Origin of the sequence: Bacillus sp. N5-665 (genome assembly GCF_022637375.2) — a bacterium.
GTDB lineage: Bacteria > Bacillota > Bacilli > Bacillales > Bacillaceae_G > Bacillus_A > Bacillus_A wiedmannii.
On record NZ_CP093324.1, the window covers coordinates 15,468 to 40,715 of the forward strand.

Genomic DNA, 25,248 nt, shown 5'->3' on the forward strand with positions numbered 1-25,248 from the left:
AGATTTCATGAAAGGTATAAAGTACAAGGAACTGGCTGAGAAAAAAAGGCATGGTTGGATTCGAAAAGGGGTGCACTCAGATGTCTAAAGGTGAAAGAACGAATCATTTGGCAGTAACATTACAAACTGATCAATCTATTCTAGGGTTTATTACAGGGTACGATGAGAAGAAGAAAGTTCTTATAATGGAAAAAATCCAAACGATAAGGCTGAAAAAATTAAAAAAGGTGATAAATTTGTTACATCTAGTTTAAGTACGAAGATAATACCTGGTCTTGAAGTAGAGGAAGTGGTGAAACAAGAGTCAGGTGAATATGGTTTTACTCAAATCATTTATGCCAAACCAAAGGCGAATTTGCATGATTTGGAACATGTTATTTTATTAGAGTTAAAAAGAATGTATAAGTGCTAACAAGTTTGCAAACGAACTTGCTAACACTTATATAGAATAGACAAAAATTATCGCTGATATGTCGTCTTTGAAAATAGCCTTAAACAGTTAAATCACACTTATACGAAACCCTCACAAAAACAGTCTTAATATCAATCGCAGTGTATAGCATTACGTATTATTCAGTTGAGAGACCTTCAATTCAAATAGGACGCAAGTTAAGTGGATTAAAATTAAAGCAACAAATCAATGGTATTAATGATAAAACTGGATATAATCAAGTTTTATGTATTTAAAGAGGCGAAACTGTCTCTTTTTTATTTTTAACAAAATACGGATTTTGTATGGAATTTCCTCCAATGAATTCACCATGAATAAGGTTGTCTCATATCATGTAAAGATTGCTTTATTACGATTATAAAAGGGTGTGAACGTATTGGAAGATGTTTATGTAAAAATTGACAGTTTAAAAGCAGAACAAAAAGAAATTATGCGAGATATTCGTAATTTAGAAACTCGCACAACAATTAATGAGAAGGACATAGCTACAATTAATAAGCAATTAGAAAAGATTAGCCTGAATACAACTTGGATTCTACGAATTATTATTAGCGCAATCACTATGTCGGTTTTGGGTTTAATATTAAAAGGCATGATTTAAAATTTAAAAATAAAAGTACTTATGGAGAGGGGGACAAGTGTCTCTCTTTATTTTTATCGTTTTAGCCAAGAGGGTTCCTTTAGAACATGGCATGGGTGATCTGTACGATTGAATAGGAGACATTAGTCATTGCTTATCGATGGTAAAGTAGACGTATATAATTTAAAAGGGAACCTATGCAGCCATACTAACATCAAGTTTTTTAATTCAATCATTTCAATTTCGCAAGTGTATTCTTAATCTTCCACATATCGGTGGTGTATCTTTGTATAATCTGATCGTATCTCTAAATCACAACTTTTACCTCATTACCATCAAGTTAAAGTTTTAAAATGCTCCAAAATGAAAAATACGCTATTCTTTTTGTAGAATCATAGGAGTGGGTGGCGTATTTTTTATTTTGTTTTGCTAACTTGATGTTGATGTGATGTAACCTTAAGTGTTTAAAAATTTAAAAAGGTCCCTCAATAATATTAAAGGGACCTTGCTCACGCAAATGATCTGTAAATCAATTCATCTTTGATATACAGATCATTTGTGTGATAATATTTATAAAGAATTGCTAAAACATGGAATTACATAAATGCTTTTAGAAGTTCTTGAATTAATGGTATTGCTCCACCTATAAATTTTAAAACTGCCATTGCGATTTCCATATTATTCTCTCCTCTGTTTTTGTATTAAGATGTGTTGAATCTTTATAACTTCATTATAGTAAGCGCTTACATTTCTAACAATACATTTTTGTATGCAATATTGCATATTTATACGTTTAGACAAAAATTATATCTCTACTAGCCATTCTTTAATGGTACCATACGGAGGTGAGAGTCTTTAAGGGTTCGCCCTAATAGGAGGAAATATGGAAAGAGTACAAGTGATTTACAGTAATCTGAAAATTAAAAGTTGGGCTAAACAGGTATTAGCTGTAGGAGGAATATTAGGGTTCTGCTACTTGGTGCTATATGTTTTTAGTTTATTAGTTGTTATGTAAATATTATATAACTAAACTAGTAGAGTCTTGCCTAGATAGGTAAGGCTCTTTTGTTATCTGTAATGAGCAAACTACATACAAAACCTCTCAAGTTTGTCAGGTACTATGTATGGTGCCTTATTTCTCTATGTTTTAGACACTAACTCCTATCATTGCAAGTAAATAAACCTCTATTTAAAAGTTTCCATTTATATTGAAAACACAATTGTATTGATAAAAAATGTGTGTTTATTAGATACATCTTAAAAAGACAAGCATAAGTTATATGACGTTCTGGTGGAATTTTTTTATCTTTGAAAAGGATTTAAATCTTACAAATAGATTAGATCCCTTTTTGTATACCATAATTCCCATATTAACATATGAATATAATATACTGAAAATAATTTAAAAGCAAGAATATTAGTAGGGGTCCGCCACATGTCCATCAACTTAAGATTTTAACTCTCTTTTTAAAATAATAATGTTCCTCCATCCCATCTACCTGTCCCGTTCTTGTATTGTACTCAGGTCTTACATTATGATGAGGGGGGGTTAATCTCAAATACCACCTTGTCCGAAGGTATGACCAGCTGAATAATCTTGAATTATAATTTTTTGTTCATCAACTTCATATTTCAATTCCCAGGTCATAATAGGCTTTTTTTATCATTTAGTATTCACTTACTGTTAATAACTGTAAATGTAACCTTTTTTTGTTGATTGGATGTTGAGATTTTGGTATATTTAATTCCCTTTTCATTTCCTTTAAGCTTACCGCTCTAGATTCAGGGAAGTATACAGAGTATGAAGTGAAACGCTTTGGGGGAAATCAAGAAGATGCAGTTGCTGCCTTGCATAGTATAAGAGAGAGGTTATTGGATGGTAGTTTAAAACTAAATTAATCTAACCAATCATAGATACTTAATAATTAAATTCTGAAGGAGTAAAAAGGTATGAAAATTTGGCAATTAAAAAGCTTATTTGATAACTATCAATCTTTTCAGCTACTAAATTTAAAAGAAGACCGTAAAAAATATTTTGATGGGAAAATTGATTTGGCAATAAAACTGTCTGATTCGTGGGGGGAAATTTTTATTGAATGTGTAGAAGGTGATAAAAAAAGTGACTGCCCTATGTTCTGGGGAGAACTTGGTACACCAATGATTAGCAGAAAAGCAAAAGAAATATTAGAGCCTCTAATCTGTAATAATGTTGAGTTCCTTCCATTAATTCATGATGTTACAAGTGAAGTTTATTACCTAATAAACGTTCTAAATACAGTTGATGCAATTAACTACAATAAAGCAGTTTTGGAAAAACTAAGTACAGGGTTAATAATAGGGTTCGAAAAATACGCATTTTTAGCCAATAAAGTTGAGGGGCAGATAATATTTAAAACATTTTTAAATCAAAGATTACATTCTTCTACTGTCTTAGTATCTGATGAATTTAGAAATACAGTTTTAGAAAACAATTTAAAAGGTTTCGAATTTGTTGAGGTATGGGATTCAAAAGATCATGCGTAAAGAGATTTAATAAAATTAGTTTACTGATGTAAATTTATATCCAAGAGAGTAATAAATGTAATATAAGAAGCTTATGTATTTGCATAAGCTTTTTCTTAGAATTAAGCGCGGAAAGGTATAGTAATTAATATTCACTATATATTTTTGGCTTCACAAAATAAGTTATTATCCTGCTTAAGGAAATAAAAGTATGCCAGCTGATAATTAAATACAATTGGCATCATTCTATACAACAAAATGAATGGACTGTAAAGGATGATGAGAGTGTTGTAAGGAAAAGAAAGCTCAAACGAAACCTTTACTATCAAGTTCTGGTTTGCCTCAGGTCAAAATTTCTGCTATGTAAAGAAAGCGAAGGAGACTTGGGTGATATGCTACTAATATAACTTATAAATTTAATGTAAACTATAGAAAAATAAATGAGGCAGTGGGGAAATGATAAATTTATCTAGGGTTTCTGGTTTGATAAAAAATAAGCGAGCAAATGATATTGAAATTCAAGAAATAGAAGATGTAATGAAAGTTTAATTACCAAATGTACATAAAGATTTATTGAAATATACAAATGGTTTTTCTATAGGTGGAGGATTAATAATTTATGGTACTGATGATATTATTGAACGAAATGAGACTTGGGAAGTAACAGAATATGCAAATGGTTATGTCGCTATTGATGATGATGGTAGTGGCAAAGTTTTTTAATGTCGCAAGGTGCAGATGTACGAGAAGTAAGGGTTGTTGATTCTGGTGATATGAATTCAAATCATGCCACTATAGTTACATTAGATTTTATTGAGTGGGTAAATACGGGGTGTTTGAATCAAAAAATACAGAAAATAAAAAAAGAAATCCCTGATACGTGTAATATAGTATTAATAGAAATTCCTAATGGAGGATTAAAAGATTTAGTAAAGATAAAAAGTGTACTAGCACTTGATATATCAACAGGGGAAATATTAAAAGGGGCTCCATATGGTAAAGCAAAAAAATTAGGATTTGTTGGTTTAGCACTAAATACAATACCAATGGATAAAAATAATTGATGTTAAATATAATTTGAAATTCATTTTTAATTCCCTGATATTAATTTAATGATTTATTAAAAACGAACTAACATTTTAAAGGTTAGTTTGTTTTTTATTTTTTACAAGAATTAAATAAGGGATGTTAACTCGAACAGTGTTACATGAAATAAGAAGAGATTTATTAGAAGGTAATTTACGATTAAATGAACCCAAGAAATAACCATATAAATGGTAATAATATAGGAGAATATATATGAAGATTTGGCAATTAAAGAGCTCGACTGATGATTATGAAACCTTTCAATTATTGAACTATGAAGAGGATAAAAATATTTTACAACTAGTTTTAATTCTATGGTGAGTTTGTCAGATTCATGGACGCCTAAGTTTATTGAGGTAACAGATGAAGGAAAATCAAGCGATTCCCCTATTTTTTGGGGAAAGTCTGGTGTACAAATAATTAGTGAAAAAGCCAAGAATGTTTTAGAACCTATAGTAGGAAATAATATTGAATTTTTACCATTAATTCATAAACAAACAAAAAATACTATGCTATGCATGTTTTAAGGGTGTTGGAAGCACTTGATAATAATAAAACAATCTTTGATAAGTTAAGTTCAGGTTTAATAATAGGATGTAAAAAATTTGTATTTATTCCTTATGTTGTCCAGCACGAACCAATTTTTAAATTGAATATAAATGGGAAGGTACATCCTAACTATCTTTTAGTATCAGATCAATTCAAAAATGCAATTTTAGAGAGTGAATTAAAAGGTTTTGAATTTACTGAAGTGTGGGATTCAGAAGAGGGTGCGTAAAGAAATCTAATTTAATTAGATTATTAATGGGAACCCATATCTAAGAGAGTAAATAATAAAAAGCTTATGCACATTGAAGTGAACTTGAATATTAGTACATGATAAAAACATCATCTGAATTCGCATTCTAATTTTTCTCGTTTTATCCTTTTGCAACGATGAATGAGGAAGATTGCTTACAGTGTTTTAAATTAAAATCATATTGCTAACGTAAAGAATACCAATCATTTACTTCTCCTATCAACACAAGTAAATGATTGGTATTCCTCATTAATATTGCAAAGTCCTAACTACAAGCAGAATACTTTATTTCATTCTTTTTTCCCTTACAGTTTGATCTTGTAATCGCTGTTGTTCGTTTATTATCCGATGAACAATCACGCGGGTTGGGATTTTATCAGTCATTCCTACATAAGCGTTAGATATTCTGCAGGTTTGTCCAGACTGAAAAGAGCTTATGAAACCATCCATTATTCACGTTCTTCTTCATATATTAGTACCACAATTATTTTTTTGCTGTTAAAACTAGTTTTTAAGCAGCATATGCTTTAGCAACTGCAGAAATTCTTTATCACTTTTATCATTTTTTATATAATCCTGTTCGTAGTTAAAAATCATTCGTACTAACATAAAAGCTGTTAGCGGTAATGGCACCTTATGCAAAGCGCCTTGTTGATAACCTTTTTCGAGCAAATTACTTATCATTTTAATTGCTTCTTCTTCAGATTGTTTAAAACAAGTTGTAATTTCAGGTGAATGGTACTCTTTATATTCTTGAAAGAGTGTAGAAACAAACGGATCTTGATGATATTCTAGGCTGATATAATGAAGAATTTTTTGTATTCGAAATAAAACATCTTTTTCCTCTTTATATAAATTAAATAATTGTGAGCGTTTAAGCTGAATATGACGCATATAGCAGTCACATAATATTTGAGTTTTATCTGTATAGTAATAATAAATAGTTCCTTTACCAACTTTAGCTTTCTTTGCAATTTCATCAACCGTTGTGTTGCGGACACCACGCGTAGAGAACAGTATTGTGGCAGATTGAATGATATTCATTTTTTTATTTTCTTTTTCTAATTTTATCATTGTCTACACCCTATCCTTGAAATATTTAGCGAAGTTTTCTTTCATTACATTGTCTATCAGTCTATTTGTTATTTTTAACGCCTAATAGAAAGTCCCTAGTTACTTCTTATAGAATAACACACATCATTCCTATATCTAGTATATGACCATAATAGAATTCGATTTTACGTCTTAAGAATAAAAATGCGAGTTTGAGATCATAATTTTTAAATTGGACGATGAGAAGTCAAGTGAAAGGAGGCAGTGATTTCTTTCTTGATTGAATAATTTGATTTTTTACTCAATTCGTTTTACTATATAAACATGACTAAAAGATGTTTTTAGTCGGATTTTTTTACGGAAAACCGACTGATATTTGATTTCGGTCGATTTCTATACTAATTGAGAGAAGGTAGACACTATGTGTGGAATTGCAGGGTGGATAGACTGGTCTAAAGACCTGTCTAATGAACAAGAAACGTTAAAAAAAATGACAGATGCTATCACTCACCGAGGGCCTGATGCAGAAGGGCATTGGTTTTCAAAACGAGCAGCATTAGGTCATCGACGTCTCATCGTCATTGATCCTGAAGGTGGCCTTCAACCTATGCTGTATAAAGCTGGAAATGATACGATTGGCCTTACGTTCAATGGAGAAATTTATAACTATCAAGAATTACGTAAAGAACTTGAGGGGAAAGGTCATGAATTTCAGACAAAGTCTGATACAGAGGTATTACTACATGCTTATTTAGAATGGCAAGAAGATTGTGTTCAACACTTAAATGGGATTTTTGCTTTTGGTATTTGGGATGAAAGATTTGGGAAATTGATGCTTGGTCGTGATCATCTGGGTGTGAAGCCTTTATTTTTCGCTCAAAGAGGAAGCGCAATTCTCTTTGGTTCAGAGTTAAAAGTTTTGCTTTCGCATCCGCTTGTAGATGCAGAAGTAGATAAAGAAGGACTTTCTGAGGTATTTTGTCTTGGACCAACACGTACTCCTGGTCATGCAATTTTCAAGGATATACATGAAGTGCGTGCGGGCCATTATATGACATTTACCCCTAATAATTCGAATACGACACAGTATTGGAAACTGGAAAGTAAAAGACATATAGATGATATTGATACAACAGTGGAGACAATCCGCTCCATTTTACAAGATACGGTTAAACGTCAGTTAATTGCTGATAGACCAGTGGTATCTATGCTTTCCGGAGGTTTAGATTCAAGTGGTCTAACAGGTTTAGCAGGAAACGAATTTGGGAATAAAGGGGAACACCTTCATACATATTCCTTGAATTTCATCAATGATGAAAAAGACTTTGAGCAAGACTTCCTTCGTTTTGATCGTGATGAACCTTGGGTGAAACGTGTGGCTGAATATGTAGGAACAAAGCATCACTCTATAGAATTGGGATCAGATAGTTTAATAGAGCATTTATTAATTCCAATGCGAGCACGTGATCTACCTGGAGTTGGAGAACTAGAAACATCACTTTATTTGCTATTTAAGGAAATGAAAAAAGACGCAACAGTTGCACTTTCAGGCGAATCCGCAGATGAAGTGTTCTCAGGATATCCATGGTTCCATCAAGAGAAGTTTTTAGATGCAGGGATATTCCCTTGGAGTGTTAATTTATGGTATAGTACAGAAATTTTATCAGAGGATTTTAAAGAAAAGATTAGCCCTGAAAAATATCAAAAACAAAAATTTGAAGATGCGGTTGCTGAGGTTCCTTTTTTAGAAGGTGAAAGTGATCTGCAAATGAAGCAACGTCAAATGTCTTACATGTTTATTACACGTTTCTTGCCATTTATGCTAGAACGAAAAGATCGTACAAGTATGATGAATGGCTTTGAAGTACGGGTTCCATTTTGCGATTACCGGCTTGTAGAATACTTATGGAATGTTCCATTCGAAATGAAAAGCATAGACAATATTGAAAAAGGTATTTTACGTCGAGCTTTTGAAAATGTACTTCCAGAGGATGTACGTTATCGCAAAAAAAGTGCATATCCAAGCACAAAGGATGCTTCATATCTACAAGGTATTAGCGATTGGATGCTACATGTGTTGAACAATCCTGAATCACCTATTTTGCCATTAATTAATGTAGAAAGAGTTCGTGCTATTGCAGAAGGAAAAGACGAAGTAATTTCAGGTAATGATGCACGAGGTATAATAGATTATTTACTTCAAGTTAATAGTTGGCTTCAGGAATATAATATTAAATTAGTATGGTAGATGTAATTTTCAAATAAAGAGAATAGCTGAAACATCAATGACCTAAGTGAACCGCACCTCCAATGTATTAGATAGTTATCTAATAATTGGAGATGCGGTTTTATTATTTTGATTTGCAATAACGCTAATCAGTTAGTAAATTAGAATTGAATAAGGGACATGGAAAGAACTAGGGGGAATAATATGAATTGGAGGTCCCACGTAAAGGAGAATACGATGAACCTTTTAATTAGAGAATTAGAAGTAGATGATTTAGACAATTTACCGGAGATTGATGATAGTTTTATAGTAAACTCTCGGTTAATTTTTTCTCTTTCAAAAGTAAATAAGCAAATAGAATATACAGTAGAAGACGTTCCAAGTTATGAGAAAAGTTATTTACAAGATCAATATGATGATGAACTAGCATACACTGAATATATAAATAAGCCTGAACAAGTAATTTACATAGCAATTTTACATGATCAAATTATAGGAGTAATGGTATTGAAAAAGAATTGGAATCACTATGCTTACATAGAAGATATAAAGGTGGATAAAAAATATCGTTCACTTGGAGTTGGTAGGAGGTTAATTGAGCAAGCAACGCAGTGGGCAAAAGAAAGCAATATGCCAGGTATAATGCTTGAAACACAAAATAATAATGTAGCAGCATGTAGGTTCTATGAAAAATGTGGGTTTGTAATAGGTGGGTTGGATTTTTTAGTATATAAAGGGATACATGAAGAAAGCGATGAAGTTGCAATGTATGGGTATTTGCATTTCAAATGAAAGTAAACCAAAACTTGAATATATAAATTCCTCGCTGTTACATTCGGTACAAGCAAATAACTAAAAGAAAAAGGAGGTTTCTTTCCGAGAGTAGGGGGCATCTTTGATCTTGCTACCGATAATCAAATGATATGTTAATTAGATTTGGATATTGTATGCATCGTCTTTTCTTCAATTAAATAAAAATGTTATAAATTATTCTACATGAACCGATATACTTTTAGATAATACTTGCATTGAGAAAGGAACTCTAGCTTCAAAAGCTATAGTGTTTGTTGAATTTGGTGTGTTTGAGAAGATGTAAGAATCCTTAATACGTAATCTAAATGTTTTTTCAGATCCGAATGGACCAGTATAAGAACTGACTTCGTCTAAAGAACTTCCCGCATATCTAACACCATTAACAGTCAAAGCCTCAGAATATGAATCCGGTGTACCTACTTCACTAACTTTCACATAAAGGTAATCGCCTTTAAGAACAGGAATAGTTAAGTAAGAACTTGCACTATACATTTTGTTATTATCGCCTACAGCACTTATGCTAACACTTCGTAGTGGAGAAGAATCCACCTTTGAAATAGTTGGTAAAAATGCTAGTGTAAGTGCAAAACACATAGCTAACATGCCCATAAATTTTTTCATATTAACAACCCCTTAGGTATGTATTTAACATCCTGTATTTTACAGGTTAAAAATGTAAATTTAAATATTTTTATATAAGGAATAAATATTTAATTATGCATATTTAATATAAATTACACCAAAACTCGGATACATAAATCCCTTGCTGTTACATTGGGGATACGCAAATAGCTAAAAGAAAAAGGAGATTTCTTTCAGAGAGAAGGGGCCTCTTGGCTCTTGGTACCGATTATGAGACGTTATACTAGATATGTATAGAGTATACAACCAAAAATAAACAACAAATCACTTCTTTTAAATGGTAAAATAATGGGAAGGAGGTCCTGTATAATGCCTTTAGAAAACTCTATTTATTACATAGGAGTTGCTATTATTTTATTGATCATCGGTGCACTACTTGGGGGGATTATACGTTTAATTCAACATACTAGTAATTACAAAAAGCAAGGTTCAGTTGAGAAAAAGTTAGATAAAGTTATTCAACTTTTAGAAAAACAAAACAAAGATTGACCTTACTCAAAATAGAAGTAGTTTGCAATAGCTCCCAATAACAAAAAATTTGTAAATGAGCTGTCCATATGGACGGCTCATTTTATTTTTTCTTATCATGGGTGTTCTTTGAAATGTTGAAGGTAATCAAACACTATCAAGCTAACAAAAGAAAATATCCTCAAAATAAATTACACATTTTCTAAAAAACAGACTATCTAATTATATAAATAATAAGATTATTTATATAATGTATTAATCCTAACAGAAGGGAGGATTAGCCATGCAATTAGTTTGTTTTAAAGTTGTAAATGGACAATACTTTTTAGTTGTAGAAGGTATCGAGATTCCTGCGCCAATTCCAGCTTTTGCTGCAGTTTTATTAATTGGTTTAGGAGTAATCCCGCTTTGTTCTTAATTTAGGGAATTTCAAACAGCACTACCTTTCAATCGATAAACCCTTAAGCATATGAATGCTTGGGGGTTTTCTTAAAATAAAAAAGAAAAGACGCCATAAGGCGTCCCCCACAAGTAGGTAGATAAGACTTTAGTTTTCCAATCTAAAGAAATTTTGTATCAGCTCTTTGAAAGTATATCATAATATCTGATTGATTTATTATGCATTATTACATACTTTCCCCAAACCCTCTAGTTTCTATTTGATAAAATAGAATCGAAATATTACTAAAAATCAAATAAATATTTCTAAAAATACCAAATATTTAAAAAGATATCAAAAGTGATACATTTAAGGTGCAAATTATAAAAAATATTAAAGGGGGAAAACGCAGTATTAAAAAAGCAATTATAAGCGATGGGCAGTTATACAAGTTATATGAACCTGAATTTTGTTGAAAAATGAAGAATCATCATTTGTTTATTCTGATTTCCGAAAAAGTTTTAATAGATTCATACTGAACAAATATACTTTTTAGGAAGAGGAGAGATTATTGATGGATAATCAATTACTGTATCAACAGCAAAAAAGAGAAAAGGCTCTAGTGATTGGAGCTGGTATTGCAGGCTTACTTACTGCACGTGTGCTTTCCAGTTATTTTGAGACAGTGATAGTTGTTGAAAAAGATGCGTTACCTCAAAAGCCATCTGAACGTCCAGGTACACCCCAAGACTTTCATCCTCATCGTGTATTACCACGCGGAGAAATAATTATGAACCGTTTCTTTCCTGGATATGTTGATGATCTATTAAATCTAGGGGCCCATAATGTCAAGAATGATAAAATGATTCGATTTTCTCCTTATGGGGCACTTGAACTAGTTATAGAACGAAAAGGTGCAGCGAGCAGTCGAGCGTTGTTAGAATGGACAATCCGCCAACGTGTACAAGAAATTCCTAATGTACATTTTCATTCAAAGCAAGTGGTGACAGGACTTCTAACTTCGTCTGATCATAAGCGTGTTATTGGGATCAATATTCAAGAACGAGATGAATTAAAAACAAAGAGAACTGTTTTAACTGATTTAGTAATTGACACATGTGGTCGTCAATCTAAACTCAATAAATGGCTTACATCTATGGGATATGATGTTCCAGAACCAGAACGTTTAAAGGTGAATTTTGGATATAGCACGAGATATTATAAAGTACCCCCACATATCAAAGAGAAATTGAGTGCAATTTCTGAAGGGGATCCTGCTAAAAACATTGGAGCTGTAGGGCTATTATATATTGAAGAAAACATAGCTCAAGCGCTACTATTTGTTGCTGGAGGTACACACTATCCACCAACCAATTCAAAAGAATATGAAAAAGAACTGGATTCATTAGTTACCCCTATGATGAGGGAGTTAATCAAAGAGTTAGATCCAATTAGTGTCCCAAGAGGATTTAGAGCGCATGAATCAACTCGTCAACATTTTGAACAAATGGAAAATTGGCCATCTGGATTATTAGTGTTAGGTGATGCTTTTTGTAATTTTGATCCCATTTATGGACAAGGGATGACCGTAGCCGCCATTGAAGCTGAAATGTTAGATACATGTTTAAAAGAACATTCTACTCATAAACCCGGATTCGAACGCAAAGTGCTGCAACGTATGCAACAGGCTATTGAGCCGGCATGGTGGCTGAGTTCAATTGCGGATTTACGTTGGGAAGGTGTTGAACATGTAGGGGCAGTTCCGCTAAAAGGTGTGAAATTTGCACAGAAATATTTTGATTTATATCTTAAACAAGCTTTAAAGCAAGCAAGGGATGGGAATTCTACCATGCTCCAAAAATATATAATGATGAATGGGCTAGTCTATTCGCCTCATGAAATCATTAACTCAGATATGTTAAACATGTTAATCACTGAGGATGAGACTTCGGGAGGGAATGAACTTTTGAACGAACTTGGAGAAGTAGATAAGAGATCACTGCAAGAAAGAATACATGAACTAATTCCTTCCTTTACATTAGCTTTTGAGAATAGCATTCCAAATCTATTCTCTTCCATTTCAATTTCTAATGCCAAATGAGGAAAAGGTAGTACAAATCAATGAATATTTGTATTAGATATACTCTAATTTTGTATATTTTACACACTATATCAAAAAAGAAACATAACCTCTTATTTTCTGCAGGTATATGTTTCTTTTTATCATTTTTTCCAAGAAGACTCCTTTCTCAAGGAGCGTGAAGGGTCACAGCCCAGTGAGTAGGTGGGAAAGGAGGTATCTTCTAATATATGTTGGATGATACTTTTTTGATTTATGAACAAAAAGGCTATTGAAAGGGTCCTGATATGAATATCAAACCCTTTTCAATATGTATAATTATTTCACTGCCTCTTTTAATTCTTTTCCAGCCTTAAATGCAGGTGCTTTTGAAGCCGCGATTTGCATTTCTTCACCTGTTTGTGGGTTACGCCCTGTACGTGCAGATCTTTCACGTACTTCAAATGTACCAAAACCAAGAATCTGTACTTTCGCTCCATCTGCTAACGCATTTGTTATTGTATCTAATAACGCTTGTGTTGCTGCAGCAGCATCTTTTTGTGTAAGTTCAGCTTTTTCTGCTACTACTTTTGTTAATTCTGTTTTATTCATTTTCTGCACCTCTTCATATGTAATTAGGTGACTATTATAACGTGTGACTACTCATGATGCAATTATACTGTACATAGGAAAAGCCATAGCAAGAGCTAGAGGACAATGTCTGTGTACAAGGCATAAGAAGGATATTAATTATCGCTTTAAACTCTGTTCATATTTCTTTACATCTTCCAAAGTTTTAAATATTAATACATCAAAAACTCCTTTTTCATTCCCACATATGACAACAAAACCATCTGTTGCTTCCAGAACTCTACCGACGCCACCATCTGTAAGCGTAATACTGGTGAGATGTTTTACGTTCAGTTTTTCTTCTTTTTGAATGTAAGTAGTTATGGGTGTTCCTACAGGAAATGCGTCTGTGATTTCTTTTGTTGTATATGTCCCATCATCAATTGACTGAGTTTTAGCTGTAATAGAATCAGTTTGAGTGGCACATCCTGTTGAACATATTAAAAGAATCCCAGTAATCATACTTACACATGCTGTTTTTACCATACACAAAATCCTCCTATAACTGTTCGTATTGTCAATCCATTTAGGGTAACAAATTATATATACGAAGTTTGTTGGATTATATGAGTCGTAATTCAACAAAGATACAGGTATTTTGGCAGAATGTGTTTCAAACAAAAGAAAAGACACCCTAAGGTGCCTTCCTGCGACTTGAACCATCGTAATATGGTATTGGATGCCAATCCAATTATTATTTTACCACGTTAATTAATTTTGGTTGTTGAGAAATATAATTCAAATATATATGTTGTTTACCTTTGCCTCGTTAGCTTTTTTGTTGTGGATTCTTCAATCTGTTCAGATTTACTTTTACTATCATTGGTAATTGCTGTCTTGATACTTCCTTAGGCCTTTTTATTTCTTCATACATTTTTTTATATTCTTTTGGGTGTTCTTTAGAAGCCTCTGAAAAACGTTTTATTTGTTGTTTCATTTCTGTATGGAGTAATTCAGCATGCTTAATCATGGAATCAGATTCTATTTTTTGTAGATTCATAGGAGGAGGGAATGGAAAGCATTTTTTACACTTGCTTATTGTGTTTCATTGTGTGAAAATAACCGAAGAAATTATTGAATACAGTACTGATAAATGATAATAGAAAGTGAGCTTGGTGATGATACCTTATTATATAGAGATAGCTTATGAGATAGCTAAAAATGCCCATGCTGGACCAATAGATAAAGCGGGTGTGGACTATATCAAACACCCTGAGGCAGTTGCTAGCTTTGTAAATACGGCCGAAGAGAAAGCTACTGCTTATTTGCATGATGTTCTAGAAGATACTGAGATAACTGCTAATGATCTGTTAAGTGCTGGTATACCTCATAATATAGTTGAGGCAGTGCAGGTACTGACAAAGGAGAAATACACGCCTTATTTTGAGTATCTGAGCAAAGTGAAGGAAAATTCTCTTGCCCGTACTGTCAAACTTGCAGACTTAAAACATAATTCTGACCGCTCACGACTTGCTAGGATAACAGATAAAGACTTAAAACGGTTGGAGAAGTACCGTAAAGCGATTCAGTTTTTAGAGGAATAAAAGAAACAGCAACTTCTTTAGTAGCAATTCTCTAGAATACTAGTTGTTTGAAGAGACTACTTCGTACAAGAGTTTTAAGTTATATAAGAACAATTATCTGGTTGCTGTAAAATAAAAAAGGGTTAAGTTTTTTATTTGAAGTGTTTTATCCTCAATTCTCCAATTAAAATGATGCAGTAAGGAAAGGGAAGATAAATATTTTATGTTAGGGGAAATTAACCATGGTTTATTAAATAATCAGGGATACGCCTATGTACTTATAGAATGGATACAGAGTTTTTAAAGGTATGAGAAAGTAGTAGTTTCAATGGAAACTACTACTTTTCATTTACATTCACTTTTATAGGAGATGGGAGAGGAGTGAGCTAAGATAAAGGTGTTTTAATAAATTTGGTTTATTTTAAAAGTAGTTTGAACGAAGGGGATATTTTGCTAAATACACTATGTTGTTCATTTCCTTCTTGCATCATACTTGCTTGATAAGGTGAAAATCCTTTATACGTTTTTCTTTTCCATTGCCATAAGCCATTATTTTGATCGAACTTACCATAGTATTGATTGTAATCAAGCTTGTTTCCTGTGTTTTTACTAAAATTATTGCTAATAAAGATACGACTATTACTTGCATAGATTTGGTTATTGGTAATTACATTATTACGGGTATCATAATTAAATTCTATTTGGCCACTCTCTTGGTCTTTTGTATCATTATAATTAAATACATCCAGTTTATATTGAAGGGAATATCTTGTATTGCGTTTTTCAAAAGCTTTTTCCCCTACCGCTTTATATTGTTTAATCCACTGTTGGAGTACACTCGGATGAACCTTTATGGATCTCGCAAGTCTTTTCACTCCGTCACTACCATCTAAATATTTTTTTACTACCATTACTTTTTCTTCTGGTGAGAATTTAGCCATAAAAAAGTACACCTCCAATTGTTGTTCGTGTCTAACAATTGGGGTGCACATTATTCAGGCGGTTTTCTTTTATACTTCTATATCTTTCCCCTCTGCTAGCACTGTATCTCTCCACAATACAAGTAGTTTTCTAAATTCAGAGGTCTCAATTTTACATTGGTTATTTGGGGCACTCATAAAGAAGTTAATAGCACTGGTATAATTAGGTTCAATGTAGACTGCTGCTACGTTCCCTTCTATTTCATATTGCAGAACTGTTTGGTTAACTACATTATCCAAAATCTGTATATACTCATCTACTTCATCATCTAAAATATCTTCTAAAAAATGAGAAATTATAGAAATCCCCTTTGGCAAACGTATTCTCAATCCGCCAAGTTCATCACGATAAAATTCGTATGTATATTTCATATTTTACCTCCTAGTATAGACAGGATATGCGGTTATTATCTTATTATTTTTTATAATCATTTCTACTTTAAATCCGTGAGATGTTTGTCCTACATATCTAACTGTATCGACTTGAACCTTATTATTGAATGCTTCTTTGATAGAATCAAGTACCTGTACTCTATCCCAATCCCTAAGGAAAAATGGTAGGTTGCAGAAATATAAAAATTAGTGAAAGAGTTTGAAATAAAATTTAACTCTGCTGCTATTGGAATATTTTTACTTGGATATCGAGCAATAGATACTAAATATGTAACTAAATTAGCAATGAGGTCCTAAATCGTGGATTATGTATTCTAATTTTGCTAAATATATATTCAGAATAATCAATCTTTTATTTAGAAACGTCAGTATTGAAGGAGGGGTCCATATAGACGGAATATTCTGGTAGAATTAAATAGATATACATAATATGGGTGAGGGGGATTTATATGTCTGTAACTATGGGTAGCGAACAAGTTACAAAGTTATTGAATAATTGGTATGTTGAAATTCGTTCAAGAAACATTTCTAAAGCACACCGTATGAAAGAACAAATTGATAGCCTAATCCAGGAATTAAAAGAGGATGAATGGGATTCATTAGAAGCTAAGAAGTTATTACTATATTATTCTCTCCTCGAGTTTCGATATAGTTATTTAGTGGATAATGTAAGCTTATCTGAACAAAGCTTTGAAAAGATAGAATCTTTTGAAATGCCAGAGGATGAGCTTTTATCTTATTATTATTATTTTTTTAAAGCTATTCATAGGAGTGTAACAGGTAAATATAATGAAGCGAGCGAATATTTTGATAAGGCAAAAGTTTTTTTGGAGAATATATCTGATGAATTGGAAAAGGCTGAATTTTATTACAAATTAGGTTCGTTTTATTATGATATATTTCAAGGACTTTTAGCAATTAAGTATGTAAGTAAGGCACAAGAGATTTACCGTAAATTTAATGGATGTGAAACAAACATTGCTTTTTGTGAAAATCTATTAGGTTTGGCTTGTACCCATTTAAAGGAGTGGGGACTAGCTGAAGAACACTTTGCAGCCGCAATGAATCAATTTCAAAAAATCGATGAAGACTATTATATTTTAATGGCTAGACACAACTTTGGTTTATTATATGCAAGTCAAAATCTTTCTGAATTAGCAATTCGTTATCTTTCTGAAGTGGTTGAGAAGAAGCCTAAACATTATAAAGCTATCCTTATTAAAGCAAAGGAGCATTATAAACTTAAGGAACATGAAATAGCAAGAGACCTTATTAAAAAAGGGTTGGAAATCTGTAATGAATTGAAACTTGAGGAATATCAGCATCGTTTTATGATTTTAGAAGCGCTGAATAGAGATGCTACTGCTGAAAAGCTTGAAAAAGTAGTATTAGAAGGAGTTAAGTATTTTGAGAGAGAAGAGTTATACATGTATATGCAAGAGTCTATGGAAGAGTTAGCGATTAAGTTTTATCAAGAAGAAAATCACTCTAATGCTAGTAAGTATTTTTATTTAAGTACACAGGCAAGAAAAAAAGCAGTTGATAAGGAGGCCTTGAAATGAAGAAAACAATGACTATTTTAATGGGAATGATTACTGTATTAACTTTAACTCTGGGCGTACAAACATTTGTAGAAAAACAACATAATACGGAGTTTACAAGATTTGCAGATGGGGATCATCACTAATAGTACTGTGTTATAATTTAATTGAAATGAGTTTGGAAAACAAAAAGTTGTAGTTTCAATGAAACTACAACTTTTTGTTTTTTGTATAACTTTTACAGGGGAGAGGTACTGGATGGAAATAGAGAATTTTTAGTAGATTTATTTTATTTTGTAATTAGTTTGAACGAAGGGGATATTTTGCTAAATAAACTATGTTGTTCATTTCCTTCTTGTATCATTTTATAAATTACATTGTTCGTAATCGTGTTATTTTTAGCATATCCTTGCTGATTGTCATATCCACCAATGGCAATACCACTCATGATATTATTGGATATCGTATTGTCTCTAACGGTAATTTGGCTTGCGCTTTTTCCTGCATGTTCGCTTGCCACCTCAATACCAAGGTCGTTTTCATAGCTTTGATTGTGCTCAATAATAATTTCCTTACCGCCATCCACGTAAATACCATCAGCTGAATATTCATTATAACTCGTATTATTGATGGATGAATTGTGATGGACCACGTTATTACGAACAACTCCATTTCGTGCCTGATCTAAAGCAGCTACTGGAGATACGCCTTCATATCCAATCAGAACAATTCCAATATTGTTGTTATCATGTACTTTGTTATTAGTAACTTCAAAAGAATCTACATTCCCGTTTACAGCAATACCGTGTGCGTTTCCATTCTTTACATTAGCTTCGATGTGCTGGTACCGGTATATCTTAATTTAATTATCTATAATAATCCTTCAATTTGTAGAATTCATTAGTAAATCGAGAATGACGCTACATGGTGGTTTTCAATATAAAAGAATTGAAAATACATCTTTAGAATGAACTACCCTTGAATCATAAAGATTTTCTTAGTCATGGATTTTTTTGTACAAAGAGTATTTTTGTATTTCTTTATAGAAAAAACTGCCTCCCAATCGTTAGACATGTCTAACAGTTGGGAGGCAGTTTTTTTGCTCACTATAGTAGAACATAAAAAATTTAATCGCCATTCTTTTAATTTATATCATTACGAAGGTGAATGGGTAAGAACTTCGCTAAATATGTCCCTGTTCTTTTAATTTGTATAATTACGGAGGTGAAACAGAAAAGAACTCCGCTGAATTTTATCTTTATTGGTTTTTTATTCTAAATCATTAAGTAAGCAAAACACAATAATTCTACTTAATTTAACAACTATTAAATCGTAACATAAATAATAACTATATGCAAATAAATTAATATACATGTTTGATTTTCAACATTATTGGTTTGATTATTATAGGACTAGTTGCAGTATTTATTGGAGTTATCATGGCACAGGTTTTGGATCATGTAGGAAATAGAAATAGGGAAATTAAGTAAAAATATTGCTTGATATTTCATCAGTATCCTTTTTCGTTTTATAAGCATTGTTATTCAACTGTATAGTTGAAATTCACGATTTATATCTTGTATCAATAATAATATTTAATATGTAAGAGGAGATACCCAGCGTATTCTATTTAGTGTGTAATAATAATAAAACATTGATATTATAAATATAATATATTAGTATATATAATTATTAATTGTGTAAGAGGTGCATCTATGGAAAGAGAAATATGTTTCAATAATATTTGTGAGGGGAAACCATTAGTAGGAAAATTGTATAATGTTAGGAAAGAATACTATAGATTAAGTAGTCCATATTTTGATCTAGATCAACTTCCAAATTTCATAAATATTATCTTAAGTATAGTATTTATATTTATAGTGTTTATTCCCTTTGCATTAGTTTTTAGTATAATTCCAGAGTATTTTGCAATAATACGATTTATATTTGTATGGATCAGTTTTGGTGGTTCAATATATTTAGGGGCAAGATTGTATACCGAGGTAATTTATAGATTAAATAGGATACAAATAAAGAAAAGAATTGAAAAAAATAATCATACATTGACAAATCTAATACTAGCTGAGAAACAATTAGTAGAACAGTTAGATATATTAAAGATACCTGTAGATTATCGTTATCCATATGCAATTAGTACATTTGAGAATTATCTTTCTAATTATAGAGCAGATAACTATAAAGATTGCGTGAATATATTCGAGCAAGAAAGACATAATGAAAGAAAAATAGATGAATTAAGAACGATTCAGGAATTACAAAGAGTTACTAATCATAAAATTGATGAAGGAAACACTATTGGTTTAATAAAGCTTATAAAAAATAGATAATATGTAATTGTACAACGCTCAAAATAGATAAAAGTATTATTTGGTAGTTGTATAGAAAAAGAGTGAAAAGGCGTATCTCATAAATAAGATACGCCTTTTTCATATAAATAATTATAATTATTTATAGAGCACGTTTTATGTATTTCATGTTTTGAAGGGAACAAAGTTAAAACACATTAAAGTATTGTGACTCTGCAGAGATATTAAAGTCATTTCTGTAGTATTTAAAAATTCTTCTTCCAATAACGGATTAGATTAGTTCAATAAGGAATTAAAATAAGAACTATTAGATTCTGAAGAAATGGAAAAAACGAAAGATCTTAAATACAAAGTAGGCTCTGTTATACAGAGGTAGAGAGAGTATAACTCATTTGTGGCATTACCGTCATAAGTCACCATAATAAATGGTTCTTTTAAGAATTCTAAATTTATTTTTTGTTCTTTGTTCTGATCAATACTGGAAACACGAATATAGCCTGATTTTTTGTACTCACAAAATAACAACCTCTTTAAAAGTTAGAATTTTAACATTATTCAATCTAGTTAACTTAAATTATAACCAAAATACACCAAAAGGTACTTTTGGATTTTGAAGTGTCCCAAACGTATTTTTTAACCTTTAGACGTGTGATTTTGAGTCGTTTTTTATATTCCTAAAAGTTGTACCTTTTGATACCCTGTAAATTCTTGCAACATCATATGTTTTTCATAAAAATACATGATGTTGGTAAAGTTATCAATGAATGAAAATATTCAATAATAATATGGAGGTGCTTAATATAATGGCTTGTATTAAAAGTGGAGAAGAATACCGCTGGACAAACGGGATAGTTCCTTATTTAATTGATTCAACATTACCAGACCAAGAAAGAGTAACACGTGCTATCGCTCATTGGGAAGAAAAGACTGTTATTCGTTTTGTTATTAGGACAGATGAGCCTAATTATGTAGTTTTTACTCCAAGTTCCGACGAAGACCTTTGTGAGTCAATGACAGGTATGACAGGGGGCAGACAGGAAATTATAATCGGTGATGATTGCAGCGAGGGTAATATGAAACATGAAATAGGTCATGCGGTAGGGTTAGCGCACGAACATTGTCGAGAAGATCGTAATGACTATGTGCAGATTAATGATGTAAACATAAAAGACAATAAGGTTAAGGATTTCGATCAAAAACCGGAAATTAGGGAGGATTCTGGTCCCTACGATTATAATTCAATCATGCATTATGGAATGTATGCTCATTCAAAAAATGGATTACCAACAGTAGAACCCAAACAATCTGAGGTAGAAATTGGTCAAAGAGATAATCTTAGTGAGGGTGATATTGTTGGTGTTAATTTGATGTATGCAAAGTATTTAAAATCACTGGATTTTGGTGAACGTTTTAGAGCAGTAAGTAGTTATGCAGGCAACCATGGTTTTGGAGGGGCATTTCCAAATTTCCATCAGCTTGATGTGGGTGATGGGAGAGGGGTGTTATATGGAGTAGTATGTATAAAACCTGAAGCAGTGGAAGTAAGATCCGTTCCAGCTTCTGAATTAGGGGATCCAAGAGATGAAGGAGAAAGATTTAGAGCAGTAAGTAGTTACGCAGGTAATCATGGTTTCGGAGCAGCATTTCCAGATTGTCATCAGCTTGATGTGGGTGACGGGAGAGGGGTGTTATATGGAGTAGTATGTATAAAACCTGAAGCAGTAGAAGTAAGATCTGTTCCAGCTTCTGAATTAGGGGATCCAAGAGATGAAGGAGAAAGATTTAGAGCAGTAAGTAGTTACGCAGGTAATCATGGTTTCGGAGCAGCATTTCCAGATTGTCATCAGCTTGATGTGGGTGATGGGAGAGGGGTGTTATATGGAGTAGTATGTATAAAACCTGAAGCAGTGGAAGTAAGATCCGTTCCAGTAGCTCTATTGTCGCAAAGGTTGTAGCTATCTAGTAGGGGGCATCATACATTTATGGGCGAGATTCCAATTATGTAGAAATCTAAAAAAGCAACACGAAAGGTGTAGGCATTGCCACATACGGTTATCATGCAGAAAAAGGTGGATATGGTTTCGGACATCCTTTTAATGAAACGAGTACATATGAACCATTTATCAGCATGGCTAAGCAACGAAAATACTAAAGTAATTTTCAAGAGATTAGACGCTTAATTTGGGTCTAAACGACTATATAAGTATTAACCAAAAGGGGGAGGAATTCAAATGAAATATATAAGTTATAAATACGCAGATGGAAAAACTGGTTATTATATTAATGAACCAGGTGTAGGTTGGAAATATGCACATGGAAATGCTGGTGGTCATCACCTTCCAGGGGGGAGATCATTAACAAATAACACCTACAGGCATATCTGTAGGTGTTATTTGTTAATTTATTTATTTATTTATTTATGCTTGTAAAATTCCTTGTATTTCTTCAATACGTAAATTCGTAAATTTTGCAATATCTTCAATTGGCATTCCATTTTTATGCATTCCACGAATCAATTGGATTTTTCCTTCTTCAATTCCCTCTTGACGCCCTTCTTTCTTTCCTTCATTACGAGCATGAGCAAATTTTGCGGCTTCATCCATCAACGCTTTCTCCCTTGCTTCATACGCTTGTCGGAAAGAAGAATCTTGACTCATACGTTCCCATTTATTCATTGCTTTTTGTAAAATAGGGTCTTGGTTCATCGCAATATCCTCCAATGTTTGGGTTAATTGTTCATCCTCATTCGCTGGAAGTAATAACAACCAACGAACACACGAATCTTCCCAGGGATTTATTTGTTCATTTCGCCACTGTTGCATGAGTTTTGGAATCTCCACAATATTAACTTCAATATCATCACTCAATATTTTCTGTTGTTGTTGATTCCATAAGACTCCTGTTGTATGGAATGCTTCATATTCTGGAAACATAACAAAGTTTAATAAATTAATGGTAATTGTTTTATGAAGAGAACTATATGGCATTCCTTTTTGTAGTTGGGATGTGTATAGCCTTCCCCAATAATATAAACTTCTCTTAATCATATCATGATTATTATTTAGCTGAATTTCTATATTTACCTTTGTTCCCGTATCTAATGTTGCAGAAATATCTAAGATCGATAATTTATCCTCTTCATGTTCTCGGTGCAAGTGTGGGTCTTCTAATTGTAAGGAAACAATAGGGGATTCTAAAGAATCTTGTAACATAGCATTTAAAAAAGCAATTAGAATATCTTCATTTCCACTTGTGCCAAATAATGGTTTAAAAGCAAAATCAATGCGTAAATTCACTAATTGTTGGTTGGACATGGGTTTTCCTCTCCCCATCTCTTAAGATGTTTTTCTTTTATTGTACATAAAAGGGGAGTACACTTGCAAACAAGTCCTTTTTGCAATATACACAAGAACTTATCCTGATTTTTTACTTTTGAAAGCATTTTATAATTTGTAAAAAAATGTGTTAAATATCCAAATAAATACCCAGTAATATCAACATACATACATGATATCACTGGGTTTCACGAGTTTAACATTTTTGTATCTTTTGTAAAACTCATTTATTAAATAAAAAAATCCCTTCACGATTTGTGAAGGGGTCAGTATACATTGAAAGGGTACTTCCATTTTAATATGTAAAAGAAAAAACTCGTATTGATAAAATTAACCTTTTTATTATTGTCGCTTTTAATTCACTATAAAGAAACTGTAAGAATTAAATTCATCCTATATAGAGTTTTTGTGTTCCTCATTAGACATGTATATTTGATAAATCATATTTTTTATGCAATATTGCATAAAAAATACCTGTTACTCCTGCTATAATTTTGAGTGTAAACTGTTGCATCCAACATTTTATAATCTTCTATATTCATTAATATAGAGACCCTAATTGCAGGAAAAAGGAAAGAATATTGGTGGTTCTTCCCTTTTTCCTTATTTTTTTAACTGTCTAATGATTCATTCTATAGTCTAAAATATTTGTATTAATGAAACCTGTTAAAATACAAAATTTTAGTTAGCAAACGAGAAATAAACACTTCATTATTATTTCTGCTATATTTAAGGGGCTCTTTTCTAATACAATAAGAAAAGTAAAAAGAACTTGTAGGAATCCCTACAAGTTCTTTTTTAGATAATGTAAAAAAGTTAAAACAAACTATCTCATAATTTGAATCGGAGCAAACACTATAACTACGGGTTAATTTTATTATATAACAAATCCTAACATATGCGCTTTTAATATTTGAAAATTATGTGAATTTAGAAAAGTAAAACAAACAACTGTTATAAATCCCTTAAAACACCAATTTTTAATATTGTATAAAATGCTTTTAATCAATATCTATATCATAATAAATTATGAAAAATATAGGTATAGGTAAATAGAGAAGAATGTAGCATTCTTACCCAATAACTAAAATTAAAAACGTAATATAACTTATTATTTTTCGATGAATTTATAGTTGTAACTAAATATAATTTTAAAATCAATCTTTAAATAGAAAAGTGTACCTTTTGAAGTGTTAAGGTATGAAATGATTTAAGGTTTGGGGGGGATTTAATATAAGATTTTATTAGATTCATGTTCAGTTTAACTTCCGGTAAATGTGTTTTAGAATTAAGTATGAGCACATTTTATAAAGAAATAGCGTCTGTTGCAAATATGGAGAAATATAGAAAATCATCGAAAGTGATTGCGCTTTGGGTTAACATAGTATTAAGGTAACTTTTCTAAGTAAGTATTTAAGGGGTGATTAATTTGAATTTCACATATAAGAGACCGTTAATTT

Annotated in this window: 25 protein-coding genes and 8 pseudogenes; 18 read left to right on the plus strand and 15 right to left on the minus strand. The window is 31.9% G+C overall.

Going from position 1 to position 25,248, the window contains the following annotated elements; translation table 11 throughout:
* Window positions 1-80 precede the first annotated feature (80 nt).
* From MNO09_RS00105 to MNO09_RS00115, 3 genes are all read left to right on the plus strand, one after another.
* Window positions 81-254, plus strand: coding sequence for a hypothetical protein (locus MNO09_RS00105; protein WP_241949926.1), 174 nt, complete (start codon window positions 81-83; stop codon window positions 252-254).
* An 11-nt stretch (window positions 255-265) separates the two neighbouring features.
* On the plus strand, window positions 266-412 hold the full coding sequence (locus MNO09_RS00110; RefSeq protein ID WP_347280216.1) for a hypothetical protein: 147 nt from the start codon (window positions 266-268) through the stop codon (window positions 410-412).
* Between the two features lie 415 nt (window positions 413-827).
* Window positions 828-1,052 (plus strand): XpaF1 protein, encoded by a 225-nt coding sequence (locus MNO09_RS00115; protein ID WP_016089887.1) that lies wholly within the window; start codon window positions 828-830, stop codon window positions 1,050-1,052.
* Between the two features lie 575 nt (window positions 1,053-1,627).
* Here the strand turns inward: MNO09_RS00115 and MNO09_RS00120 are convergent.
* The 3 genes and pseudogenes from MNO09_RS00120 to MNO09_RS00130 form a co-directional block, all read right to left on the minus strand.
* Window positions 1,628-1,814, minus strand: a pseudogene (locus MNO09_RS00120) (hypothetical protein).
* Window positions 1,815-2,473: 659 nt separating this feature from the next.
* Window positions 2,474-2,590 carry an HNH/endonuclease VII fold putative polymorphic toxin gene (locus MNO09_RS00125; protein ID WP_241949927.1) on the minus strand — a complete coding sequence of 39 codons (117 nt, stop codon included), beginning with the start codon at window positions 2,588-2,590 and terminating at the stop codon, window positions 2,474-2,476.
* The gene (locus tag MNO09_RS00130) at window positions 2,587-2,679 is read right to left on the minus strand and encodes a hypothetical protein (RefSeq protein WP_347280214.1); all 93 of its coding nucleotides are present in this window, start codon (window positions 2,677-2,679) and stop codon (window positions 2,587-2,589) included. Before MNO09_RS00130 ends, MNO09_RS00125 begins: the two co-directional genes overlap by 4 nt.
* A 155-nt stretch (window positions 2,680-2,834) precedes the next feature.
* Between MNO09_RS00130 and MNO09_RS30945 the strand changes: the two are divergent.
* From MNO09_RS30945 to MNO09_RS00145, 4 genes and pseudogenes are all read left to right on the plus strand, one after another.
* Window positions 2,835-2,930, plus strand: a pseudogene (locus MNO09_RS30945) (AHH domain-containing protein); the annotation flags it as partial.
* A gap of 51 nt (window positions 2,931-2,981) precedes the next feature.
* Window positions 2,982-3,554 (plus strand): imm11 family protein, encoded by a 573-nt coding sequence (locus MNO09_RS00135; RefSeq protein WP_088107535.1) that lies wholly within the window; start codon window positions 2,982-2,984, stop codon window positions 3,552-3,554.
* A gap of 552 nt (window positions 3,555-4,106) precedes the next feature.
* A pseudogene (locus MNO09_RS00140) lies at window positions 4,107-4,597 on the plus strand (SMI1/KNR4 family protein).
* 235 nt (window positions 4,598-4,832) lie between these two features.
* Window positions 4,833-5,397: pseudogene (locus tag MNO09_RS00145) on the plus strand (imm11 family protein).
* 525 nt (window positions 5,398-5,922) lie between these two features.
* On the opposite strand, the gene MNO09_RS00155 reads toward MNO09_RS00145, so the two are convergent.
* The gene (locus MNO09_RS00155) at window positions 5,923-6,492 is read right to left on the minus strand and encodes a TetR/AcrR family transcriptional regulator (RefSeq protein WP_088107537.1); all 570 of its coding nucleotides are present in this window, start codon (window positions 6,490-6,492) and stop codon (window positions 5,923-5,925) included.
* Between the two features lie 400 nt (window positions 6,493-6,892).
* On the opposite strand from MNO09_RS00155, the gene asnB reads away from it, so the two are divergent.
* Complete coding sequence (gene asnB / locus MNO09_RS00160) at window positions 6,893-8,719, plus strand: asparagine synthase (glutamine-hydrolyzing) (RefSeq protein ID WP_088107538.1); 1,827 nt, start codon at window positions 6,893-6,895, stop codon at window positions 8,717-8,719.
* A 216-nt stretch (window positions 8,720-8,935) separates the two neighbouring features.
* Entirely contained in the window at window positions 8,936-9,490 is a 555-nt protein-coding gene (gene satA / locus MNO09_RS00165; RefSeq protein ID WP_241950020.1) for a streptothricin N-acetyltransferase SatA, read from the plus strand.
* A 195-nt stretch (window positions 9,491-9,685) separates the two neighbouring features.
* Here the strand turns inward: satA and MNO09_RS00170 are convergent, their stop codons facing one another.
* Window positions 9,686-10,132 carry a hypothetical protein gene (locus MNO09_RS00170; RefSeq protein ID WP_241949930.1) on the minus strand — a complete coding sequence of 149 codons (447 nt, stop codon included), beginning with the start codon at window positions 10,130-10,132 and terminating at the stop codon, window positions 9,686-9,688.
* 330 nt (window positions 10,133-10,462) lie between these two features.
* Between MNO09_RS00170 and MNO09_RS00175 the strand changes: the two genes are divergently transcribed.
* The 3 genes from MNO09_RS00175 to MNO09_RS00185 all read left to right on the plus strand — a co-directional run bounded on the left by MNO09_RS00175 (window position 10,463) and on the right by MNO09_RS00185 (window position 13,101).
* Window positions 10,463-10,642: a DUF4083 family protein gene (locus MNO09_RS00175; RefSeq protein WP_070168693.1), complete on the plus strand. Its 180-nt coding sequence runs from the start codon at window positions 10,463-10,465 to the stop codon at window positions 10,640-10,642.
* Between the two features lie 262 nt (window positions 10,643-10,904).
* Window positions 10,905-11,039, plus strand: coding sequence for a hypothetical protein (locus MNO09_RS00180; protein ID WP_255299579.1), 135 nt, complete (start codon window positions 10,905-10,907; stop codon window positions 11,037-11,039).
* Window positions 11,040-11,574: 535 nt separating this feature from the next.
* Window positions 11,575-13,101 (plus strand): FAD-dependent oxidoreductase, encoded by a 1,527-nt coding sequence (locus MNO09_RS00185; RefSeq protein ID WP_241949931.1) that lies wholly within the window; start codon window positions 11,575-11,577, stop codon window positions 13,099-13,101.
* A 297-nt stretch (window positions 13,102-13,398) separates the two neighbouring features.
* On the opposite strand, the gene hbs is transcribed toward MNO09_RS00185, so the two are convergent.
* The 3 genes from hbs to MNO09_RS00200 all read right to left on the minus strand — a co-directional run bounded on the left by hbs (window position 13,399) and on the right by MNO09_RS00200 (window position 14,659).
* A complete protein-coding gene (hbs, locus tag MNO09_RS00190) occupies window positions 13,399-13,671 on the minus strand; it encodes a non-specific DNA-binding protein Hbs (RefSeq protein WP_241949932.1) in 273 nt (90 codons plus the stop codon).
* Between the two features lie 138 nt (window positions 13,672-13,809).
* Window positions 13,810-14,175: a hypothetical protein gene (locus MNO09_RS00195; RefSeq protein ID WP_241949933.1), complete on the minus strand. Its 366-nt coding sequence runs from the start codon at window positions 14,173-14,175 to the stop codon at window positions 13,810-13,812.
* A 283-nt stretch (window positions 14,176-14,458) separates the two neighbouring features.
* Window positions 14,459-14,659, minus strand: a complete 201-nt coding sequence (locus tag MNO09_RS00200; protein WP_141552363.1) for a hypothetical protein — start codon at window positions 14,657-14,659, stop codon at window positions 14,459-14,461.
* 148 nt (window positions 14,660-14,807) lie between these two features.
* Between MNO09_RS00200 and MNO09_RS00205 the strand changes: the two genes are divergently transcribed.
* Window positions 14,808-15,233 carry a GTP pyrophosphokinase gene (locus tag MNO09_RS00205; protein WP_241949934.1) on the plus strand — a complete coding sequence of 142 codons (426 nt, stop codon included), beginning with the start codon at window positions 14,808-14,810 and terminating at the stop codon, window positions 15,231-15,233.
* Between the two features lie 395 nt (window positions 15,234-15,628).
* Here the strand turns inward: MNO09_RS00205 and MNO09_RS00210 are convergent.
* The 4 genes and pseudogenes from MNO09_RS00210 to MNO09_RS00225 form a co-directional block, all read right to left on the minus strand.
* Window positions 15,629-15,949 (minus strand): annotated as a pseudogene (locus MNO09_RS00210) (DUF5123 domain-containing protein); the annotation flags it as partial.
* 99 nt (window positions 15,950-16,048) lie between these two features.
* Window positions 16,049-16,204 (minus strand): annotated as a pseudogene (locus MNO09_RS00215) (hypothetical protein); the annotation flags it as partial.
* Between the two features lie 18 nt (window positions 16,205-16,222).
* Window positions 16,223-16,564 carry a hypothetical protein gene (locus tag MNO09_RS00220; RefSeq protein ID WP_144488478.1) on the minus strand — a complete coding sequence of 114 codons (342 nt, stop codon included), beginning with the start codon at window positions 16,562-16,564 and terminating at the stop codon, window positions 16,223-16,225.
* A gap of 3 nt (window positions 16,565-16,567) precedes the next feature.
* The gene (locus tag MNO09_RS00225; protein WP_080545703.1) at window positions 16,568-16,705 is read right to left on the minus strand and encodes an EndoU domain-containing protein; all 138 of its coding nucleotides are present in this window, start codon (window positions 16,703-16,705) and stop codon (window positions 16,568-16,570) included.
* A 329-nt stretch (window positions 16,706-17,034) separates the two neighbouring features.
* Here MNO09_RS00225 and MNO09_RS00230 point away from each other — a divergent pair, with 329 nt between their 5' ends.
* Both MNO09_RS00230 and MNO09_RS00235 read left to right on the plus strand, forming a co-directional pair.
* Window positions 17,035-18,147, plus strand: a complete 1,113-nt coding sequence (locus tag MNO09_RS00230) for a response regulator aspartate phosphatase (RefSeq protein WP_166689385.1) — start codon at window positions 17,035-17,037, stop codon at window positions 18,145-18,147.
* Window positions 18,144-18,272, plus strand: a complete 129-nt coding sequence (locus MNO09_RS00235) for a Phr family secreted Rap phosphatase inhibitor (RefSeq protein WP_200900946.1) — start codon at window positions 18,144-18,146, stop codon at window positions 18,270-18,272. Before MNO09_RS00230 ends, MNO09_RS00235 begins: the two co-directional genes overlap by 4 nt.
* A 143-nt stretch (window positions 18,273-18,415) precedes the next feature.
* On the opposite strand, the pseudogene MNO09_RS00240 reads toward MNO09_RS00235, so the two are convergent.
* A pseudogene (locus tag MNO09_RS00240) lies at window positions 18,416-18,967 on the minus strand (right-handed parallel beta-helix repeat-containing protein); the annotation flags it as partial.
* A gap of 874 nt (window positions 18,968-19,841) precedes the next feature.
* On the opposite strand from MNO09_RS00240, the gene MNO09_RS00245 reads away from it, so the two are divergent.
* Complete coding sequence (locus MNO09_RS00245) at window positions 19,842-20,474, plus strand: hypothetical protein (RefSeq protein ID WP_241949935.1); 633 nt, start codon at window positions 19,842-19,844, stop codon at window positions 20,472-20,474.
* Between the two features lie 363 nt (window positions 20,475-20,837).
* Here MNO09_RS00245 and MNO09_RS30950 read toward each other — a convergent pair.
* Window positions 20,838-20,918 (minus strand): annotated as a pseudogene (locus MNO09_RS30950) (recombinase family protein); the annotation flags it as partial.
* Between the two features lie 338 nt (window positions 20,919-21,256).
* Here MNO09_RS30950 and MNO09_RS00250 point away from each other — a divergent pair.
* Window positions 21,257-22,408 (plus strand): M12 family metallopeptidase, encoded by a 1,152-nt coding sequence (locus MNO09_RS00250; protein ID WP_241949936.1) that lies wholly within the window; start codon window positions 21,257-21,259, stop codon window positions 22,406-22,408.
* A 276-nt stretch (window positions 22,409-22,684) separates the two neighbouring features.
* Window positions 22,685-22,882 (plus strand): hypothetical protein, encoded by a 198-nt coding sequence (locus tag MNO09_RS00255; RefSeq protein ID WP_241949937.1) that lies wholly within the window; start codon window positions 22,685-22,687, stop codon window positions 22,880-22,882.
* On the opposite strand, the gene MNO09_RS00260 is transcribed toward MNO09_RS00255, so the two are convergent.
* Entirely contained in the window at window positions 22,871-23,767 is an 897-nt protein-coding gene (locus tag MNO09_RS00260) for an Rpn family recombination-promoting nuclease/putative transposase (protein ID WP_241949938.1), read from the minus strand. The two genes, MNO09_RS00255 and MNO09_RS00260, sit on opposite strands and share 12 nt — an antisense overlap.
* Window positions 23,768-25,248 lie beyond the last annotated feature (1,481 nt).

Coding starts and splice junctions, on each gene's coding strand:
- MNO09_RS00185 (WP_241949931.1), top strand. CDS start 11,575: ATGGATAATCAATTACTGTATCAACAGCAAAAAAGAGAAAAGGCTCTA.
- MNO09_RS00250 (WP_241949936.1), top strand. CDS start 21,257: ATGGCTTGTATTAAAAGTGGAGAAGAATACCGCTGGACAAACGGGATA.
- MNO09_RS00170 (WP_241949930.1), bottom strand. CDS start 10,132: ATGAAAAAATTTATGGGCATGTTAGCTATGTGTTTTGCACTTACACTA.
- MNO09_RS00260 (WP_241949938.1), bottom strand. CDS start 23,767: ATGTCCAACCAACAATTAGTGAATTTACGCATTGATTTTGCTTTTAAA.
- MNO09_RS00255 (WP_241949937.1), top strand. CDS start 22,685: ATGAAATATATAAGTTATAAATACGCAGATGGAAAAACTGGTTATTAT.
- MNO09_RS00130 (WP_347280214.1), bottom strand. CDS start 2,679: ATGACCTGGGAATTGAAATATGAAGTTGATGAACAAAAAATTATAATT.
- MNO09_RS00135 (WP_088107535.1), top strand. CDS start 2,982: ATGAAAATTTGGCAATTAAAAAGCTTATTTGATAACTATCAATCTTTT.
- MNO09_RS00230 (WP_166689385.1), top strand. CDS start 17,035: ATGTCTGTAACTATGGGTAGCGAACAAGTTACAAAGTTATTGAATAAT.
- MNO09_RS00105 (WP_241949926.1), top strand. CDS start 81: ATGTCTAAAGGTGAAAGAACGAATCATTTGGCAGTAACATTACAAACT.
- MNO09_RS00205 (WP_241949934.1), top strand. CDS start 14,808: ATGATACCTTATTATATAGAGATAGCTTATGAGATAGCTAAAAATGCC.
- MNO09_RS00245 (WP_241949935.1), top strand. CDS start 19,842: ATGGAAAGAGAAATATGTTTCAATAATATTTGTGAGGGGAAACCATTA.
- asnB (WP_088107538.1), top strand. CDS start 6,893: ATGTGTGGAATTGCAGGGTGGATAGACTGGTCTAAAGACCTGTCTAAT.
- MNO09_RS00235 (WP_200900946.1), top strand. CDS start 18,144: ATGAAGAAAACAATGACTATTTTAATGGGAATGATTACTGTATTAACT.
- MNO09_RS00155 (WP_088107537.1), bottom strand. CDS start 6,492: ATGATAAAATTAGAAAAAGAAAATAAAAAAATGAATATCATTCAATCT.
- MNO09_RS00180 (WP_255299579.1), top strand. CDS start 10,905: ATGCAATTAGTTTGTTTTAAAGTTGTAAATGGACAATACTTTTTAGTT.
- MNO09_RS00220 (WP_144488478.1), bottom strand. CDS start 16,564: ATGAAATATACATACGAATTTTATCGTGATGAACTTGGCGGATTGAGA.
- hbs (WP_241949932.1), bottom strand. CDS start 13,671: ATGAATAAAACAGAATTAACAAAAGTAGTAGCAGAAAAAGCTGAACTT.
- satA (WP_241950020.1), top strand. CDS start 8,936: ATGAACCTTTTAATTAGAGAATTAGAAGTAGATGATTTAGACAATTTA.
- MNO09_RS00200 (WP_141552363.1), bottom strand. CDS start 14,659: ATGATTAAGCATGCTGAATTACTCCATACAGAAATGAAACAACAAATA.
- MNO09_RS00195 (WP_241949933.1), bottom strand. CDS start 14,175: ATGGTAAAAACAGCATGTGTAAGTATGATTACTGGGATTCTTTTAATA.
- MNO09_RS00175 (WP_070168693.1), top strand. CDS start 10,463: ATGCCTTTAGAAAACTCTATTTATTACATAGGAGTTGCTATTATTTTA.